At 43.5% G+C, this 18,963-nt stretch carries 15 protein-coding genes; 13 read left to right on the top strand and 2 right to left on the bottom strand.

All coding sequences use genetic code 11. The features are described from left to right. Positions 1 to 85: 85 nt before the first annotated feature. The 4 genes from JL57_RS11700 (at position 86) to JL57_RS11715 (ending at position 4,989) form a co-directional block, all read left to right on the top strand. Positions 86 to 1,234 (top strand): PRK06851 family protein, encoded by a 1,149-nt coding sequence (locus JL57_RS11700; protein ID WP_034142225.1) that lies wholly within the window; start codon positions 86 to 88, stop codon positions 1,232 to 1,234. Between the two features lie 218 nt (positions 1,235 to 1,452). Further along, the gene (gap, locus tag JL57_RS11705) at positions 1,453 to 2,463 is read left to right on the top strand and encodes a type I glyceraldehyde-3-phosphate dehydrogenase (RefSeq protein ID WP_034142226.1); all 1,011 of its coding nucleotides are present in this window, start codon (positions 1,453 to 1,455) and stop codon (positions 2,461 to 2,463) included. A 19-nt stretch (positions 2,464 to 2,482) separates the two neighbouring features. After that, a complete protein-coding gene (pyk, locus tag JL57_RS11710; protein WP_034142227.1) occupies positions 2,483 to 4,216 on the top strand; it encodes a pyruvate kinase in 1,734 nt (577 codons plus the stop codon). Positions 4,217 to 4,236: 20 nt separating this feature from the next. Then, on the top strand, positions 4,237 to 4,989 hold the full coding sequence (locus JL57_RS11715) for a DeoR/GlpR family DNA-binding transcription regulator (RefSeq protein WP_034142228.1): 753 nt from the start codon (positions 4,237 to 4,239) through the stop codon (positions 4,987 to 4,989). Positions 4,990 to 5,201: 212 nt separating this feature from the next. On the opposite strand, the gene JL57_RS11720 is transcribed toward JL57_RS11715, so the two are convergent. Together JL57_RS11720 and JL57_RS11725 are read right to left on the bottom strand one after the other, a co-directional pair. After that, positions 5,202 to 5,489, bottom strand: a complete 288-nt coding sequence (locus JL57_RS11720; RefSeq protein WP_034142229.1) for a hypothetical protein — start codon at positions 5,487 to 5,489, stop codon at positions 5,202 to 5,204. A gap of 102 nt (positions 5,490 to 5,591) precedes the next feature. Continuing rightward, positions 5,592 to 5,786 carry a DUF896 domain-containing protein gene (locus tag JL57_RS11725; RefSeq protein WP_045691598.1) on the bottom strand — a complete coding sequence of 65 codons (195 nt, stop codon included), beginning with the start codon at positions 5,784 to 5,786 and terminating at the stop codon, positions 5,592 to 5,594. 158 nt (positions 5,787 to 5,944) lie between these two features. Here JL57_RS11725 and JL57_RS11730 point away from each other — a divergent pair, with 158 nt between their 5' ends. The 9 genes from JL57_RS11730 to mutL all read left to right on the top strand — a co-directional run bounded on the left by JL57_RS11730 (position 5,945) and on the right by mutL (position 18,959). Continuing rightward, on the top strand, positions 5,945 to 6,376 hold the full coding sequence (locus JL57_RS11730; protein WP_034142230.1) for a thioesterase family protein: 432 nt from the start codon (positions 5,945 to 5,947) through the stop codon (positions 6,374 to 6,376). A 345-nt stretch (positions 6,377 to 6,721) separates the two neighbouring features. Next, on the top strand, positions 6,722 to 7,567 hold the full coding sequence (locus JL57_RS11735) for a DegV family protein (RefSeq protein ID WP_034142231.1): 846 nt from the start codon (positions 6,722 to 6,724) through the stop codon (positions 7,565 to 7,567). Between the two features lie 25 nt (positions 7,568 to 7,592). Next, positions 7,593 to 8,849 carry a D-alanyl-D-alanine carboxypeptidase family protein gene (locus tag JL57_RS11740; RefSeq protein WP_034142232.1) on the top strand — a complete coding sequence of 419 codons (1,257 nt, stop codon included), beginning with the start codon at positions 7,593 to 7,595 and terminating at the stop codon, positions 8,847 to 8,849. Positions 8,850 to 8,990: 141 nt separating this feature from the next. Continuing rightward, entirely contained in the window at positions 8,991 to 10,331 is a 1,341-nt protein-coding gene (gene miaB, locus JL57_RS11745; RefSeq protein WP_034142233.1) for a tRNA (N6-isopentenyl adenosine(37)-C2)-methylthiotransferase MiaB, read from the top strand. 75 nt (positions 10,332 to 10,406) lie between these two features. Further along, positions 10,407 to 10,835 carry a YlbF family regulator gene (locus tag JL57_RS11750; protein WP_034142234.1) on the top strand — a complete coding sequence of 143 codons (429 nt, stop codon included), beginning with the start codon at positions 10,407 to 10,409 and terminating at the stop codon, positions 10,833 to 10,835. A 126-nt stretch (positions 10,836 to 10,961) separates the two neighbouring features. Continuing rightward, positions 10,962 to 13,496, top strand: a complete 2,535-nt coding sequence (gene mutS / locus JL57_RS11755; protein WP_034142235.1) for a DNA mismatch repair protein MutS — start codon at positions 10,962 to 10,964, stop codon at positions 13,494 to 13,496. A 431-nt stretch (positions 13,497 to 13,927) separates the two neighbouring features. Further along, the gene (locus JL57_RS11760; RefSeq protein ID WP_034142236.1) at positions 13,928 to 15,595 is read left to right on the top strand and encodes a hydantoinase/oxoprolinase family protein; all 1,668 of its coding nucleotides are present in this window, start codon (positions 13,928 to 13,930) and stop codon (positions 15,593 to 15,595) included. After that, positions 15,592 to 16,926 carry a histone deacetylase gene (locus tag JL57_RS11765; protein WP_034142237.1) on the top strand — a complete coding sequence of 445 codons (1,335 nt, stop codon included), beginning with the start codon at positions 15,592 to 15,594 and terminating at the stop codon, positions 16,924 to 16,926. Before JL57_RS11760 ends, JL57_RS11765 begins: the two co-directional genes overlap by 4 nt. Further along, a complete protein-coding gene (gene mutL, locus JL57_RS11770) occupies positions 16,923 to 18,959 on the top strand; it encodes a DNA mismatch repair endonuclease MutL (protein WP_034142238.1) in 2,037 nt (678 codons plus the stop codon). The genes JL57_RS11765 and mutL overlap by 4 nt, the downstream gene beginning before the upstream one ends. Positions 18,960 to 18,963: the final 4 nt, after the last annotated feature.

The raw sequence follows: 18,963 nt of genomic DNA on the forward strand, positions 1-18,963 counted from the left end.
ATTTTTTTGAAAAAACGGAACTAAAACTTGATCATTTTGAATAAAAATGGTTTGCAGACGCTTTAATGTGAAAGGAGAATTCATCATGTCCAGTGCACATATCAAAAAGATGTTTCCCGGAGCAGTTACTTCTCAAGGATTCTACTCATACTATCAATACATGATTGAACAAAGCGCAAATCATATTTTCGTAATTAAAGGGGGACCAGGAGTCGGTAAATCATCCTTTATGAAGAAAATTGGCCAAGCTATGCTAGAACAAGGTTACGACCTGGAATACCACTGTTGTTCCTCTGATAACGGCTCGATCGACGGGATTGTCATACCCCAACTTAATGTTGCCCTCTTAGACGGTACTGCCCCCCATGTTGTCGATCCTAAAAACCCAGGTGCTGTCGATGAAATCATTAACCTGGGGGATTATTGGAATGAAGAAATGTTGAAACAGTCTAGAGAGGAAATCAAAAACTGCAATCTTAAAGTATCAAGCTATTTTCAAAGAGCCTACTTTGCCTTAAAAGAAGCCAAGATTGCCTTAGATGAGTGGAAGTATTATATATCGTCTTACCAGAATTGGAATCAAATTAATCAGCTGACTTTAAAAATAGAACGAGAAATTTTTAAAATAACGCCCAAAAATGGTGGAAATCAACGGCATCTGTTTGCCTGGGCCCATACTCCACAAGGGAAAACTGAGTTTATAGACACCTTAGTAAAGGGTACGGAAACGCTCTACACCTTAATTGGGCAGCCTGGAACAGGAAAGTCAACATTCCTGGCAAGAATTGCCGAACGGGCCATAACCTTTGGCTTAGATGTTGAATACTATCATAATACCCTTAATCCTGAGCAACTCGATCTGATTATTCTTCCGGATCTTCGAATTGCCTTGGTCATTAACGCTGAGCCCTATGCCTACAGTCCAAATTATAGTGGTACTATTATTACTTTGGATTTCGAGCAGAGTCTAAATAGTGATCAGTTCATGAAGGAGTGTGGAGAGGAGATAGCGGATTGTCGAATCCGAGTAAACCAACATATCGCACGAGCCTTAGGCCATTCTAAAAAGGCCAAAGCAACCCATGATTTATTAGAAACTTATTATGTGCCTGCTATGAACTTTTTGGGAATTGAAGTGAAGTATAAATCTGTCCTTGAAAGAATTTTAGCCTACCAAGATGAAACAGCCATTGCAGTTCATAAAGGGAGTTCCAAACTGCAAGATCTCACCTGATGGTGATTAGACGAAAAGCACCTTTGAAAACTTGCAAAGCATTGCCTTGCAAGTTTTTCTAAATTTAGGGTACCATAAAGCTATTAAAACTAAATTCTTGTGTATCTAAACATTTTTTAAGCAGGAATTTGTTTATTTGCACAGAATAGTGATACTTATGAGCATTGTTTAATGCACGAACCGGATTTAAAGGCCGGATAATATGAGGAGGTCAACAAATGAGTTTAAAGGTAGCAATTAATGGTTTCGGTAGAATTGGTCGACTTACCCTACGGGCAGCACTAAAACAATCTGTTCCTTTTGAAGTGGTAGCTATTAATGATTTAGGAAGTCCAGATTTACTTGCGCATTTGTTCAAGTACGATTCAGTTCATGGAATTCTTCCGAATTCAGTAGAAATCGATGGCAGGACTATGATTATTGATGGTAAACGCATCGAAATTTTAGCAGAGAGAAATCCCCAAGATTTACCTTGGAGTAAACTTGGCGTAGATATCGTCATCGAGTCAACCGGACGTTTTACAAAACGTGACGCTGCTGCTCAACATCTTACAGCTGGAGCCAAAAAGGTTATTATATCCGCACCAGCAAAAAATGAAGATATCACGATTGTCTTAGGGGTCAATGAAGATAAATATGATGCCCAGAAGCACCATATTATTTCTAATGCATCCTGTACTACGAACTGCCTGGCACCTGTAGCCAAAGTCTTACTTGACAAGTTTGGAATTGAACAAGGAATGATGACGACTACTCACTCAGTCACCAATGACCAACGCATTTTAGACCTTGAACATTCAGATTGGCGTAGATCCAGAGCTGCATACCAATCCATGATACCAACAACCACTGGTGCAGCCAAAGCAGTTACTCTTGTTCTACCTGAATTAGAAGGTAAAATGAATGGCTTAGCCGTTCGAGTTCCAACCCCTAATGTCTCTTTAGTTGACTTTGTGGCAAACTTGACTAAACCTACAACCAAAGAAGAAGTCAATGCTGCTTTACGTCAAGCTGCTGAGGGTCCTTTAAAAGGAATCTTGGAATTTTGCGAATTACCGCTAGTCTCCATTGATTTTAATGGTAATCCGGCCAGTTCAATCGTCGATGGCTTATCGACGATGATGATGGGTGATCGCATGGTTAAGGTCTTAGCTTGGTATGATAATGAGAGTGGCTACTCTAACCGCATTGTGGATTTAGTGAAGCTCATTGTAAATAAAGGCTTGTAGGCTTTGGAGGTAATGCACCATGAGGAGAACTAAAATCGTCTGTACCATCGGTCCGGCAAGTGAATCTAGAGAAAAGGTTCAAGCTCTTCTAGCTGCAGGAATGAATGTAGCTCGTCTGAATTTTTCACATGGAACCCACGAAGAACATGGTCACAGGATCAAGATTTTGCGAGAGGAAGCTGCCAGGATCGGGAAACATCTAGGCATTCTTCTCGATACTAAAGGGCCGGAAGTACGGACTGGTAAAGTTCCTGAGGGGGGTATTACTCTTGAAAATGGATCTGAATTCTCATTGGATACAGATCTAAGTCTAGGTGACCAGCAGCGTGTTGGAATTACTTATACTGATTTATGGAGAAAAATCAACCCAGGTACTCATATTCTGATTGATGATGGACAAATCGATTTAGAAGTCACCTCGATTGATCATAAAATCATTCGCACAACGGTTCGGAATGGTGGAATTCTTAAGTCTCAAAAAGGGGTTAATGCGCCAGGGGCGCTGATTGATCTACCTGCAGTTACGGAAAGAGATATTGAAGATATTCGCTTTGGAATCTCCCAAGGGATTGACTTTATTGCAGCGTCTTTTACTCGTAGAGCGATCAATATTTTGGATGTGCGCAGGGTTGTTGAGGAAATGGAAGCTAATGTGCACATCATTGCCAAGATTGAAAGTCAAGAAGGGATCAATAATCTAGACGCAATTCTTGAGGTTGCCGATGGTCTAATGGTTGCACGCGGAGATCTTGGAGTTGAGATCCCTGTGGAAGAAGTTCCGATCAGGCAGAAGGAAATGATCCGCAAATCCAACTTACTAGGCAAGCCGGTTATTGTCGCCACTCAGATGCTTGATTCAATGATCCGTCAGCCGAGACCCACTAGGGCTGAGGCTAGTGATGTTGCTAATGCAATTCTCGATGGAACTGATGCCATCATGTTATCCGGTGAAACTGCAGCAGGGCTTTTCCCAGTGGAAGCAGTTCAGATGATGGATAAGATCGCTCAGAGAACCGAACAGATCTGTTCTGACCGTCAAGCTATTCGACAACCCCAAATTAATGTCGCTGAGGCCATAAGTTTTGCAAGTTATACTATTGCCAATGACCTCCAAGCCGCTGCTATTCTGACCCCAACCCACTCAGGCTTGACTGCGCGAATGATCTCTAAGTATCGTCCCAGCGCCTTGATTGTTGCCGCGACGCCCTTTGAAACGACCGCTAGGCAACTATCCCTGCAATGGGGTGTTCAATCTCTGATTGTCCCACAAAGCGCAGGAACGGACGAAATGTTGTCTGTAGCTGTCAATACATCTCTCAACAAAAAGATCATTAATGCGGGGGATGTGGTAGTCATTACTGCCGGCGTTCCGATTGGTAAAGTAGGCTCGACAAATATGATCAAAGTACAGATCATGGGCAATATTTTGGCCAAAGGGACAGGTATTGGGCGCAAGTCCTATTCCGGTATCGCACGCAAAGTACGGAATCCAGAGCGAGACGATTTTAAGGATGGAGATATTCTAATTGCAGAGACTACTGATGCAAGGTTTGTCCCACTCATTGCTCGAGCTGGAGCCTTGGTCGTTGTTGAGGGTGGTTTGACATCACACGCTGCTATTGCAGCCTTACAATATGGAATTCCAGCAATTGTAGGAGCTTTTGATGCCTTTTCTAAGGTAACCGATGGTCAGACTTTGACGGTCGACTCCTTATCCGGAATGATGTATGAAGGCTCGATTAGTATTCTATAAATTATGAGAGGAGGGAATTCGTGAGTTCTGAAAGGCAGGATGAGATTCATTTCTTACTCCAAGAACATGGAAATTTGACCGTTACAGAATTAGCACAGCGGTTAAAAGTATCTGAAATGACCATTCGTCGAGATCTCAAGAACCTTGCTGCGTTGGGTTTAATTCAACGCCAACACGGACGAGCGATTTATCCTCCTATTACCCCAATGGATACTTTGTTGATGATGAGCATGGGAGAGGCCGAGCGAGAAAAGGCTAGAATAGGCCAATTAGCTGCAACTTTGATTAATGAAGGGGATTCCATTATTCTGGACGCTGGGACTACGACTCTAGCCGTTGCCCAGGCTATACACACAAAATGTACTGTAATCACCAATTCTCTACCAATTGCTAGTGTTCTAGGTAATCGAGAAGAGATTACAGTCCTTATGACAGGTGGAGAAGTCCGCACAAATACCTTCGCTCTGGTCGGTCCAATGACCCGAGGGTTTTTAGAGGGCTTCAATGCTGATAAACTATTTTTAGGAGCAACCGGCGTAAATGTCGCACGAGGATTATCGACGGCAAACATGTTAGAATCAGAAGTTAAACAAACGATGCTTAAAGTAGCAAAAGACGTTATTCTTGTTGCCCATAGTGCCAAGATAGGGCAAGTTCGTTATCATACCTTTGCCCTTTGGGACAGTGTTCATACACTCGTAACAGACTCTGGACTATCGACATCGATCAAGGAAGAGCTTACTCTTTTAGGTGTTAATATTTTACTTGCCTAATAGGTGAGGTCTAAAACCGATAACTCTTTCAGCTAATACTTTTCGGCTAAAGCTGACATCGAGACTTCTGATCTTAAGTAACCTTACTTATGTAGGGGTCTGGAAATCGGATACACTAAAACGCGTATAGCCGACCACCGTCGACTATACGCGTTTATCTATGCAGAGAATTAGAGTTTTAGCTGCTATTTTGATGAATTTAAGGTGTTCTACTATTTAGGTAGATTTAAAGTGTCCTTAGTATGTCTTTTAAAGCCTTGGAGTTCGTGATCAAAATTTCCGGTATTCGTCATTTGATTGTCAATAGTATCTTTATCGATAGTACTATGGGCACGGTCGTTAAAAACCTCTATTAAACCCGCTCCTTCTAATTCGTTCGCAATTTCGAAGAGAGAGTCTCGTTTGAAACGAGGTAATTGATTGACAAACCGATTAATCTTAACAGGGGGAACAAGATTTCGGAATTTTACTCCTCCATACTTCAAAATACGTTCAGGCAAAAGGATCTCCTCCTTTTAATAATAATCAGACGACTAATCTGATGATATTATTTGCCTAATAGTCTAAACAAATACATCTTCTTGGGATGGTGACAAAACTTACTACTGTACTGGAGAATCCTCAGCAAATTTAACGTTACTTAAGGTATCTTTAACTTGATCACGAATAAATGATAAATATTCCTGTCGCAACGCTTCCTGCTCGGCGCGTTCCCACTCTTCTAAACTAGTGGCGCGCTTCTTTTTTGATAGTTCGTTGATACGCTCAATAATTATATTGATAGGTGAAGTACTCAATTAAGAATCTCCTTTCATCTTACCATAGTAAAGGTTATCATTTTTTGCATTATAACATGCTTCGAAAATAATTCAAATAATTCCTATACTAAGCCAAGAGTGCTATAATATGCCAAAATACTATTTGCTTTATATAAGATACCTAGGAGGATTTTTAAATGGGATTGCTTTCCAAAACACACTTAAGAGTTCGTTATGCTGAAACTGATCAAATGGGGATTGTCTATCATTCAAATTACCTTATTTGGTTTGAGGTTGGAAGAACAGAATTGTTCCGGGAATTAAATCTTCCCTATACTAAGTTTGAGGAACAGGGTATAGGATTAGCTGTCGTAGAAGCCAGTTGCCGCTATCGAAAACCCACACGCTATGACGATGAGTTGATTATTGTTACTGAGATAGAACAGATGACGTCCAGAAGGGTAACGTTTTCTTATCGAGTTTTCCTTGAAGAAACTTTGATGGCAGAAGGAAAGACGGTCCATGTATTTATGAACAAGGCAGGTCGCGCTACAGATGTACGTAAGTATGAAATATGGAAAAGTTTAGAAAGTGTGCTTGAAAAGCAAGCAGGGATCTGCCAAAACTGATTGCATTACTCTTTGTGTTATGTTATCATGTATACAAAATACAAAGAGAGAAGGGATTCTATGTATCTAGTTACGTGGATTGAAGGAGAAGAAGTTAATTACAGGGTCGTACAGAACCAAGAACTTCCAACCTTGATGGCTTCTCTTGGACAACATGCAATTATCCAAAAATATTAGCGTAGAAAAAACGTTTACTTATATAAGGGAATTTAATTATAATCAAGTATGCCCATCAATATCGATGGGCATTTATTTTTTGTCTAACTTCGTGCAGGATAATTCTTGTTGACCGAGAATACTTATGTATTACAGAATTTAGGAGTTTTATTGAGAAGGAGGTTGTTTATGTCCTTCAAAGTGATAGTAGACAGCTCGTCGGACATCCCCTTCAACATGGCAGTCTCTGCGGGGATCGTTACTGTACCAATGCCCGTAACCATTGATGGCAAGAGCTTTCTGGAAGGGGTTAACCTTTTCAACAAAGAGTTTTACGCGCAATTTGCTGAGTTTAAGGAATTACCTAAAACATCCCAGCCAAATCCGAACAACTTATTAGAAGAATATGAAAAGGCTTTATCCGCTGGATACGACGTGGTGGCTATTCATCTTTCATCAGGCTTGAGTGCAACTGTTTCGACGGCTAATATGGTACGCGAAATGACGTCTGCTCCAGAGCGAGTGCATATTATCGATAGCCTGGGTGCATCATTTGGGTATGGCTTACTCGCTATATTTGCCCAAAAAACTCTGTCTTCCGTAACTTCCTGGGAGGAAGCGGAAGAAATAATACTTGCTTTCCGCCAAAAAATGCGTTATGTTTTTACCCTAGACGTGCTAGACTACCTCGTAAAAGGGGGAAGAGTCAGCAAAACGGCTGGGTTTATTGGTGGATTGCTTGATGTCAAGCCCGTCTTGCATATTACCCCGGATGGCAAGATAGAACCTTTTGCTAAAGTCCGTACTCGCCGTGCCGCAATTAAAAAATTAGTCGAAGTTATGGAACAGGAAATCACGTTCCCTGAACAGCAAGTGATTGGAATATCCCATTCAACATGTTATGAAGATGCTCAGATCTTAGCCAATGAAATCCATCAGCACTTCAAAGTAAAGGATGTCATAATTAGTGAAGTGGGCTGTGTCATTGGAAGCCATACAGGTCCTGGTACACTGGCACTTTTTTATCAACGTTAAAACACAGAATAGGAGAGAAACTTAGTTGAAATCCATCGCAGCTTTCTTGCTAGCCTTATTTTTGATGTTTAGCATTACCCCGATAATTGCCCTAGGCTCGTCATCAACAAAGGGTACTTTGCCAATAGTGCAGGGAGAAGGGGCTTATTTAATTGATGTATTATCAGGACAAACGCTCTTTATGAAAAACCCTGATCAGCCTCTTGCACCTGCCAGCACAACCAAGATTATGACTGGATTATTAGCTATTGAACGTGGTAATTTGAATGACATTGTGACAGCAAGTCCTACTATGTTAAATAATAAGCTTGTCTATGGTACACGGATATACCTTGAACCAGGTGAAAAGCTATCATTACAGGATCTTCTCCATGCAACACTGTTAAACTCAGCCAATGATGCTGCAGTAACTATTGCTGAGCATGTCGGTGGTGACCTACCGCACTTCGTCGAAATGATGAATCAACGTGCTCAAGAAATCGGAGCTCTTCAAACTCATTTTAAGAATCCGAGTGGTTTAACCGAGCAAGGACATGTCACCACAGCACATGATCTTGCCCTTATCGCCCGTGTTGCTTATCAAAATCCTATCTTTGCTGAGTATGTTCGTACTAAGTCAAAAACCATTTCTCGCTCCAAAGAAAATGTGCCTTCACTTTTGGTCAATCAAAACAAACTATTATGGATGGATGCTGCTGTTGATGGCATCAAATTGGGATATACGGCTGCTGCCCAAAATTGTCTAGTGGCCTCGGCTTCCAAGGATGGACGTCAATTAATTGGTGTCATTCTCAAATCACCAGGCAAAGAAATCTATACAGATATGGAAAACATGTTTGAATATGGATTTACTGAATTTGAAACTATTGTTTATAAACCTAAAGGTGCCGCAATGGCATCCATTACGGTTGATAGTCAATCCGTTGACCTTATACTTGACCGTCCTATCTATATTACCCAGAAACTTGGCGAACAGCAGAAAACGTTAGATCTTCGTGTATCCCCTTTAAATTTGGGTACATTATCCTCAGTAGAAGAAGGGCAAGTGGTAGCTCAAGTTGCAGTTTTAGATGGTATTACGCATTTAGACACATTTCCTTTAAAAACCTCACGGGCAGTTCAACCAAAAATTCCATATCAGACCGTGGGTTCTTTTCAAACATCTTGGTTCTTTGGAGCGATGGCGATGGTAGGCATTGTTGTATTTATCAATCATAAAAGAAACGCCTCTCGTTATTTAAAAAGACAGGCACGACTTGCGAAACGAAGAGAGTCAAGTTAGGATATAATATAATTAAGTGATAGAAGCATTAGATTTGATGTCTAATGCTTTTGTTATGGTGAGACGGAATTGACTGAAAATTGTTCGCTCAGAAAAAAAACTATATAATAAGACTATAACAATAAGGGTATGATTTAGGAGTTGACTAACTTGGAAAAGGGTAAGAAGGTAGTTACTATTGCCTATGGTTGCCAAATGTCTGAACGTGATGCTGAAACCTTGACGGAAATTACTAGGCAAGAAGGCTATCAGAGTTCTGAAGAACTTGAAAATGCAGATTTAGTGATCTTAAATACCTGTTGCGTAAGAGAGAGTGCAGAAAATAGAATACTCGGGAAAATAGGAGAGCTTAAAAAACTAAAGGAAAGAAACCCCCATCTGAAAATTGCCATTAGTGGCTGTATGGTTCAACAACCTGGTGCCGTGGAACGCTTGCGTAAACGAGCACCGTTTATAGATATTTGGACAGGAACTCATAATTTACACAATTTTTCGGATCTCTTACATCAGGTAGAACAAGGCGGAAAAGTCGCCGAAGTTTGGACTGAACCCAAATTAACCCTGGAATCTACTCCCCTCGCTGAGAAAGGTAAACTGCAAGCGAACGTTAATATTATGTACGGTTGCGATAACTTTTGTTCATATTGTATTGTTCCACATGTGCGAGGCCGGGAACGGAGTCGCAAACCTGAGGAAATCATTCAAGAAATTAAAGACCTGGTGGACAGCGGTTGTCGCGAAGTCACCTTACTAGGACAAAACGTAAACTCCTACGGTAAAGAATTTTCGCCTGCCTATGACTTCGCAGATTTGCTTAAGGATGTAGATCAAATTGCAGATCTGTTACGGATACGCTTTATTACCTCACATCCCAAGGATTTGTCGGATAAGCTGATTGAAACTGTTGCTGAGGGTCAGAAATTATGTGAGCACTTCCATTTACCGATTCAATCCGGGAGTAATTTCATACTCCAGCGCATGAATCGGAAATATACTAGGGAATACTATTTAAGCCGAGTAGAAAAAATCTATGAGCTCCTTCCCCAGGCTAGGATTACAACAGATGTAATCGTTGGGTTTCCCGGTGAATCGGAAGAAGACTTCGAGCAAACTCTGGAAATCATGAATTTAGTTCATTATAGTCATGCCTTTACCTTCATGTATTCCAAACGTTCTGGTACGCTTGCTGCCGAAATGGAGAATCAAATTGCGCTAGATGTTAAAAAGCGACGTTTACAGAAGTTGATGAGCGTGCAAAACCAGCAGAGTCTGGTATGGCGGCAAAAAATGATAGGAAAAACCTATGAAGTCTTGGTCGAAGGTCCAAGTAGGACAAATCCTGAGCGTTTAACTGGAAGAACACGCGGCTACGAACTGGCCGTTTTTAATGGTCATCCAGAACTCATCGGGTCCTTGGTAAACGTGAAGATACTAGACGCTGGATCTTGGACACTTACCGGAGAAATTGAAAGATCTAAGTAGAATTCTGTTTAACTTTGTGATGGAAGCAGGAATCTCCTGTCCTATGTAGAATGTATTATGCGGAGGTGTCATACAATGACAAACGAAATTATTGAAAATGCCCGGCTCTTGGCAGATGCCATCGCTCGAAGCTCCGAGCTCGCCGAATTACACAGTGCAGAGGATGCAATGGCTGCTGATGTTTCAGCCCAAGAATTGATTGCAGAATTACAGAAAGCTCAAGAACGCTTTATGGAGGCACAACAAGGCGGCTCTGAGCCTACTGAAATTGATAAAAATGCGGTCGATGAAATTGAAGCTAAGGTAGAAGCGAATCTCGCTATCGCCGCGTACATGAAAGCACAAGACAAGTTTACCGAAATGTTAGATGGTGTTAATGCTATTCTTGCCGGAGCCATAGCAGGTTCTTCTGATAGCTGCTCCTGTGGAGATGATGGTTGTGCTCCAGGAGGATGCGAACCCGGAGGGTGTGGCAGCGGCGGAGGCTGCGGCTGCGGGAATTAATTTAGAAAATACCGCAGAATCGAGATCGAAAGGGAAGAGCTAAATCAGTAGCTCTTCCCTTTTAGGATTTATCGTCTCTGAGTAGAATCATCAGTCAACAAACTTTTATAAGGGAGAAGACATGGTATGACCACCCCTATGATGCGACAATATCGTGGAATTAAAGCCAAAGCACCCGATACAATTCTCTTTTATCGGTTAGGTGATTTTTACGAAATGTTTGGAGAAGATGCAGAGCTTGCTGCACCTATCTTACAAATCGCTTTAACTGGCCGAGATGCAGGGGATGGGAAACGTATCGCCATGTGTGGCGTTCCTTATCATGCTCTCGATAATTATTTATCAAAACTCGTCAACGCCGGTCACAAGGTGGCTATTTGTGAACAAGTCGAAGACGCCAAAGATTCTAAAGGCATCGTCAAGCGTGACATAATCCGGATAGTCTCGCCAGGAACCCTTACTGAATCCCTTGCAGAACGCTCTAATCATTATCTAGCCAGTGTATTTCACGAGCAGCACTGGGGACTAGCCTTTCTTGATCTATCCACAGGAGAATTTACTATTTTTCAAACCCCTGAGCTCGATGTGCTGCTCGCGGAAGTTTCTCGGATAAACCCAGCCGAAGTCCTACTTCCGCCAGAGCTCATAAAAAAACCTAAGCTTTGGACGGGGTATTTTTGTAGTCTGCGGGATCGTAATACATTTTACAGTCACAATTTAAGTCAGCACTTTGAAGGGCAACAGACTCTGTTGCAAGAATTTCCCGTTGCTGCCTGTGCTGCCGCTAGTTTATGGACTTACATATTGGAAACAATGCCCGGCGTTGATCCAAGCCATATCGTTGAAATAAAAACTTTCCGTTCCGAGCAGTGGATGTTTTTAGACCAATGGACACGTCGCAACTTGGAACTTACAGAATCCCTCCGAGGGGTAGGGAGAAAGGGAACTCTCCTGTCTGTCCTGGACTCCACTCAGACCGCCTTCGGCGGTAGACTACTCAAGCATTGGATTGATAAACCATTACTACTGAAGGATGATATAGAGCGGCGACTCAACGCGGTTGATGAATTAGCCTCGGACTCTTTTCTGCGCAAAGATTTGTTAAAGCTTTTTTCCAAGGTCTATGATCTCGAACGTCTGATAGGAAAGGTTTCTTACGGAACCGCCAATGCCAAGGACTTGTTATCCTTGACCCAAACCTTAGCTTTGCTTCCTGAAATACGAACGCTCCTAATGGCGAGCACTGCTGAGACTCTGAAAATCAAGGCTCCTCAATTGGAGGGCTTTGAAACCTTCGTCACAACCCTGCAAGAGGCGCTTAATCCAGTTCCTCCCTTATCGATTCGGGATGGGAATATTATTAAAACAGGGTATTCCCAAGAGGTGGACGAATTACGCAGTATTTCGACAGGCGGAAAAGAATGGGTTGCCCAACTTGAGAGCTTCGAACGTGAACGCACGGGGATTCGCTCTTTAAAGATCGGGTATAACAAAGTGTTTGGTTATTTCATCGAGATTACCCATGCCAATGCCCACCTTATTCCTTCAGACTATCAACGTAAACAGACTCTTTCCAATGCTGAACGTTTCATTACTCCTGAACTCAAAGAATATGAACAAAAAATCTTAGGCGCTGATGATAAACTTAAAGAACTAGAGTATGAGCTTTTTTTAGTCCTTCGAGAGAGTGTTCGAAAAAATACCAAGCAGATCCTGACTATCGCTCAAGTTTTAGCAGAGATGGATGTCTTGGTCAGTTTAGCTGAGGTCGCTATTCGCAATCACTATGTCCGTCCTCAGATTACTAATGACGGGGAGATTCAGATCACTGAAGGTCGTCATCCTGTTGTAGAAGTCATGCTCGAACCAGGTAAATTTGTCCCCAATGACACGCTTATTTCCCAGAAACACCATCTAGCGCTGATCACAGGACCCAATATGGCCGGAAAATCGACTTACATGCGCCAAGTCGCCTTAATCGTTTTGATGGCCCAAATCGGATCCTTCGTGCCGGCCCAAAAGGCCATCATCTCTCAAGTAGACCGGATCTTTACACGAGTAGGTGCCTCAGATGACTTAGCGGCTGGCCAAAGTACGTTTATGGTCGAGATGCATGAGGTAGCGCATATTTTGAAATATGCCACTGCCAAAAGTTTAATTATCTTAGACGAAATCGGACGAGGGACCGCCACCTATGATGGACTAAGTATCGCCTGGGCCGTGGCTGAGTATTTAGTTCAACAGCCTGAGTTTAACCCTAAGACGCTCTTTGCCACCCATTACCATGAAATGACGCAGTTACAGGATGATTTTTCCGGGCTATTTAATCTTCATGTGGGGGTGAAGGAACAGGGAGAAGACATTGTCTTTTTACATAAAATTCTGCCGGGTCGCGCAGATCGTAGTTATGGTATTCAAGTGGCGCGCCTGGCAGGTCTCCCTCAAGAACTTTTACAACGTGCCAAGACCTTGCTCAAGGAATTAGAATCATCCGAGCCGGTACACGCAAGCTCTGCTCCGACCCAAGTTATGACCCAATTTACACTGTTCGATGTTCCACAAACTCATCCGCTCTTACAAGAAATTAAACAAATCCACTTAGAAGACATGACGGCTCGCCAAGCACTTCAATATCTCTTTGACTTACAGGAGCGCATTTAGCGAGGCAATACGCGAGGTTCGAAGTTCGAGGTTCGAAGTTCGAAAGGAAAGGGGACACAACTCGAGGTTCGAGGTTCGAAGTTCGAGTTACGAACGGGAAGGAGACACAACTCGAGGTTCGAGGTTCGAGGTTCGAAGTACGAACGGAAAGGGACATACACGAAGCACGAGTTCGAGATTCGAAGTTCGAAAGGGGGCACACTTTTTGAAGTAATAGCTGTTCTTTGAGAAAGGAATGTCCCCAACAAAGTACGAATTCTGAGGTGAGTAATTTCATGTAAGTGGAAAATGGACAGAGTCGAGTGTCAAAAGTCAAAAGTTAAAGTAAAGTAAAGGTTTAGGTTTAAGTTTAAGTTCGTCGTAGGATGTTCGAGTTTTAAGATCGAACCTCGAACTTCGAACCTCGAACCTCGATAAAAGGGGGTGTAACCATGCCTATTCAAGTAGGTATCGATGTGGGGGGAACTTACACTGACGCAGTGTTGATCGCCAATGGTCGTATCCAACAAACAGCCAAGGTACCCACCCAATCAGAAAATTTAGTAGATACCCTTATGGAAGCTTTTGATAAGTTAGCTATTAGAGAGGGACAGGCGCTTGACCGCCTCACTGTCAGTACAACCCTGGTAACGAATGCCATTCTCCAAGAGCAAATTCCCTCGGTTAACTTAATGCTGTTTTCTGGCAAGGGGATGAGAATGGATGCGCTTCCCTGGCCGGTAGATTATTTGGAGCTCTCAGGAGAAATGGATTTTCGAGGCAGAGAAATTGAATCCCCTGACCAGAAAGAATGGGAGAAACTGCTATCGCCAGACCTGCTCGAGAAGCCAACCCGCGTAGCCATTGTCGGGAAATTCTCTCATCGGAACTATCTTCACGAGGAATTACTTGCTAGTTATCTTAAGCAATTGAACCCATCCTTACGGATTGCTCTGGGACATGAGTGGGGTCAAGCAAATTTTTATCGACGAAGTCTGACAACCTATCTCAACTTAGGGGTAGCGGATCTCTATCATCAATTTGCCCAACAATTACAAACCGCTGTTGCTGCACGAAAAATTCAGACCCCCATATTTATCTTAAAGGCCGATGGCGGCTGTTTACCACTTGCTAAGATTCGCCCCATCGATTCCATCTATTCTGGGCCCGCTGCCAGTGTTTTGTCAGCTCTAACCCAAATCGACTCTACGGAGTCGTCCATTGTCGTTGATATTGGCGGAACAACCACGGATATGGGTCTTGTTCTAGCAGGAGTACCTTTACTTAGTTCTAAAGGAGCTCACATTGGATCCTTCGCAACACTGGTCCGCTCTTTATCCGTTCGATCCATTCCGGTAGGGGGAGACTCTGTCGTTCATGCTACGGATCAAGGGTTTGTTCTCGAAAGTTATCGCCTCGGTCCTGCGTATTGTCTAGGTGGGAATGCACCCACTCCGACGGATGCCATGCGGTATCTGGGGCTGATAGATTATGGTAATCTGCAACTTGCTGAAGAAGGTCTGGCCTCAATTTTACCACCGGAAGGACGAACCCCTCAGCAGCTGAAGGAGCTGGCCTGTGCCATTCTTGCTCAAGTCGTCGAAAGAATTTCTGAGGCTGTAGATTCTCTAAAACGCGAGTGGCAAGAAGAACCAGCTTATAAAGTGTGGGAGGTTCTCCATCCTCAGGAAAACCATGTCTTCCACACCTTAGTCACCGGCGGAGCTGCTCGAGGAATTTCGGCTGCCTTAGGAAAACGTCTGGGAACCCCGGTAAAGCTTGGCTATCGCGCAGAAATCTCCAATGCTCTTGGCACAGCTATGGCAAGACCTACCTTTGATTGCACTCTCCATCTTGATACCTATATGAAGCAGTACCGCGTAGAAGAGACGGGAGAACAGGGTAAATGGACAGGCTCACTTCGACCTCACAAAGAAGTGGAGGGGTTTTTGGATACCCTTGTGCAACGGCAAGTGCAGGAGTATGGCCTAGATACTTATGCTGTTGAAAAAGAGCACTTTGATTTCTTCCCTATTGTTCAAAATTATCGCACCGTGGGCCAAATTGTGCATGGAGCTGCTCATCAGCGAGCTGGTGTGATCGGGAGGGTGATCCTATGAAACGAACCGGAATTCTGTTTTTTCCAGCCTTTGATTGGTCCTTAGGAGACTCCCATCCTGAACGTGAAGAACGCCTCCTCTACACCCAAGAGCAACTATTCGAGGAGGGGGTTCTTGATTTACCCCAAATTAAACAGTTTTCACCCCGGGTGGCATCTTTGCATCAGGGGTTACGGGCTCAAGCCTTATTCCCCAACCCACAGGCGCATACGGACTCCTTAGATGCCCATCTAATTGCCGCCGGGAGCGCCATTTTATTAGGCGAAGCACGGATGCGTGGCGAAATTTCTAATGGGTTCGTCTTGGCACGTCCACCAGGACATCATTCAGGAGCGACGGTTTGGGGGAACCGTGGCTTTTGCACTCTGAATAACGAGGCAATCCTGGTCAACCATTTAAGGGCCAAGTATGGTGTAAAAAAGATTGCGATTGTAGATACGGATGTCCATCATGGAGACGGAACTCAAGATATTTTTTATCACGATCCCAATGTTCTCTTTATTTCTATCCATCAAGATGGACGTACACTTTTTCCAGGCAGTGGCTTTGTCTATGAAAAAGGGGGTCCCAATGCCTGGGATCAGACTCTAAACATTCCACTACCGCCTGGAACGGGAGATGAAGGCTATCATTATGTCATGGAAAATTGGGTGCTCCCGCGTCTGCAAGCCTTTGCTCCTGAGCTGATCATTAATTCGGCGGGTCAGGACAATCATTTTACAGATCCACTCGCCTCAATGAATCTGACCGCAGACGGGTATGGTCGGATCACTGAAATTCTTCAACCGGATTTGGCAGTTCTGGAAGGTGGATATTCCATCGAAGGAGCTCTTCCTTATCTTAACCTGGCCATTTTACTGGCCCTGGCTGGAGAAGATTATCATCATGTTCGAGAACCCCAGAAGCTTACTCGCCCCACTTTAGCGTGGGCAGATTTGAAGCCATATTTTGAAGCTCTTAAAAAACAGCATCAAGCGGTTCAACCTAAGTTCAGCGTTCAAAACAAACCCACCTTCCCGAAAGGAAATTGGATCAATATACCCAATTCAATTTACTATGACACAGAAGGGTTCCAAGAAACCCGCCAGGATTACATCCGACAATGTAATCATTGTGCTGGTACAGTCTTTATAGAAAGTCGGCGCGCTCCCCAGACATCGATCTTAGTCAGAATTCCGTTTCACGCTTGCCCAGAGTGCGAGCAAGCAGGTTATGACCTTTGGGAGCATACTCATAGGCATAGCGAGAAAATCAGAAGCGGACTCCTGCAGAATCAGCTTCATGACAAACTAGTTGTTTGGGATAGTAAGGAAGGACTGAAGGAATTTTGACACCGGTGATTCATATTCTGGATACACACTCTGCTAACCAAATCGCTGCTGGAGAGGTGGTTGAACGACCAGCCTCTGTGGTTAAAGAGTTGGTAGAAAACGCTATAGACGCGGGGGCCAAACACATTGACATAACCATTGAGGGGAATGGTGTTCCGTTAATTCGGGTGCGAGATGATGGCTGCGGAATCGGCATTTCGGATTTACCCTTAGCCGTCATTCGTCATGCGACGAGTAAGATCACTGAGATTGGAGATCTCGATCATTTGCGAACCCTCGGGTTCAGAGGGGAAGCTTTACCGAGCATTGCCTCGGTTTCTAATCTGGAAATTTCCACACGTCCTGCTGATGAAGTTGCCGGATTGAGCCTAACACTCAAAGGTGGAGAACAAGGGGAGTTTAAAGAAGTCGGGTGCCCGGTCGGAACCTCAGTAACAGTTCGAGATTTGTTTTATAATACGCCAGCGAGATTGAAATTTTTAAAATCTACCCCGACGGAATTTGGGCTGATTAGTGATTCCATCGGGCGCATGGCGCTGGCGCACCCAGAGATTGCATTTTCTCTAACTCATCCGCAGCAAGTTGTTTTGCAAACCTCTGGGCGTGGTCAGTTACGTGAAACAATTGGATCTATCCTCGGGCATACCATGGCGCGGCAACTTATATCAATCCATGCGCAACACGAAGAGTGGTGTTTAGAAGGCTATATCAGTCCACCGGATCTGGTCCGAACTTCTAAGCAAGCTCAAGTTTTTATGATTAACGGACGAAGTATACGTTCGTCGTTTTTAAGCCGTGCTTTGCAGGAAGGCTATCACACCCTGATTCCGGCGAAGCTTCACCCCATAGTCGTGCTGCACCTGCATGTTCCGCCATCAGATTATGATGTGAATGTTCATCCCACAAAAATGGATGTTCGGTTCAAGAATGAACAAGCCTTAACCCATTTTATCAGTCAGGCTGTTTATCGAACTCTCATAAATAGTAAGCCCTTACCGACCTTTGAGACGACCAAATCTACCTTTTCGCTCCCACCTAGAATGGATGTTTCAGCAACAAATGCTTCTAGCTCCATTGCAATTCGAACCCCGTCAACTCCTAAGGGCACTCAGTTATTGACCCCTAGGTTAACCTCGACACCAACCCCTAATGCAGCGATGCAAATCAGTGAGATAGCCGAACCTTTGTCAACAGATGCTAAGGAAAGTCAACTTATTGCTCAAACGAGTACTCAAACCAATGCTCAGACCTATACTAAGCCTGAGGCTTACCAAGAGGCTTACCAAGAGACTTACCCAGAGACTAGCCCAGAGACTAGCCCCCAGAAACCCCAAGTCTTTGATCAAGCAAAATTTTTCGGTACACTTCCTCAGCAAAAGACTAGTGTTCCTCAGGATAATGGTTCTATCATCTATGAACAAACTACCCCAGACAACCCCAATGCCCCAGATATTCTCTCTCAAATCTGGCCATTAGCACAGCTTTTCAACACCTACATCTTGGCGACGGATGGTGAAACTCTCTTTATGATTGATCAACATGCAGCTCACGAACGGATCAACTATGAACGATTATTAAAGGAGTTCAAACATGCAGAACAAGCAAGTCAGTCACTTCTTATACCACTTCCCATGGAGTTCACCCTCCAGGAAGAACAGGTTCTCTTAGAGCATTTGTGGATTCTTAATGAAATGGGATTTGTGTTAGAACAATTTGGCTCACGTACCTACTTATTACGAGGTGTACCGGTCCAGACTGGAATATCTCAACCAGACAAGCTGCTGCGTGAGTTTATCGAAGAAGTGTTGTTGAGGAACACAGCACCCAACTTAAACAAACTGTTGGAAGAGTGGATCTATCTTTTGGCTTGCAAAGAATCCATCAAAGCCCAAGACTCACTGTCCTTGTTGGAAATGGAACAACTGATTGCCCGACTTTATCAAACTCAGAATCCTTATACCTGTCCCCATGGTCGCCCTACCATGGTTAAAATGTCCCGTGGGGAGTTAGAAAGACGTTTTTATCGCACCTAACGAT

The organism is Desulfosporosinus sp. BICA1-9 (assembly GCF_000802135.1).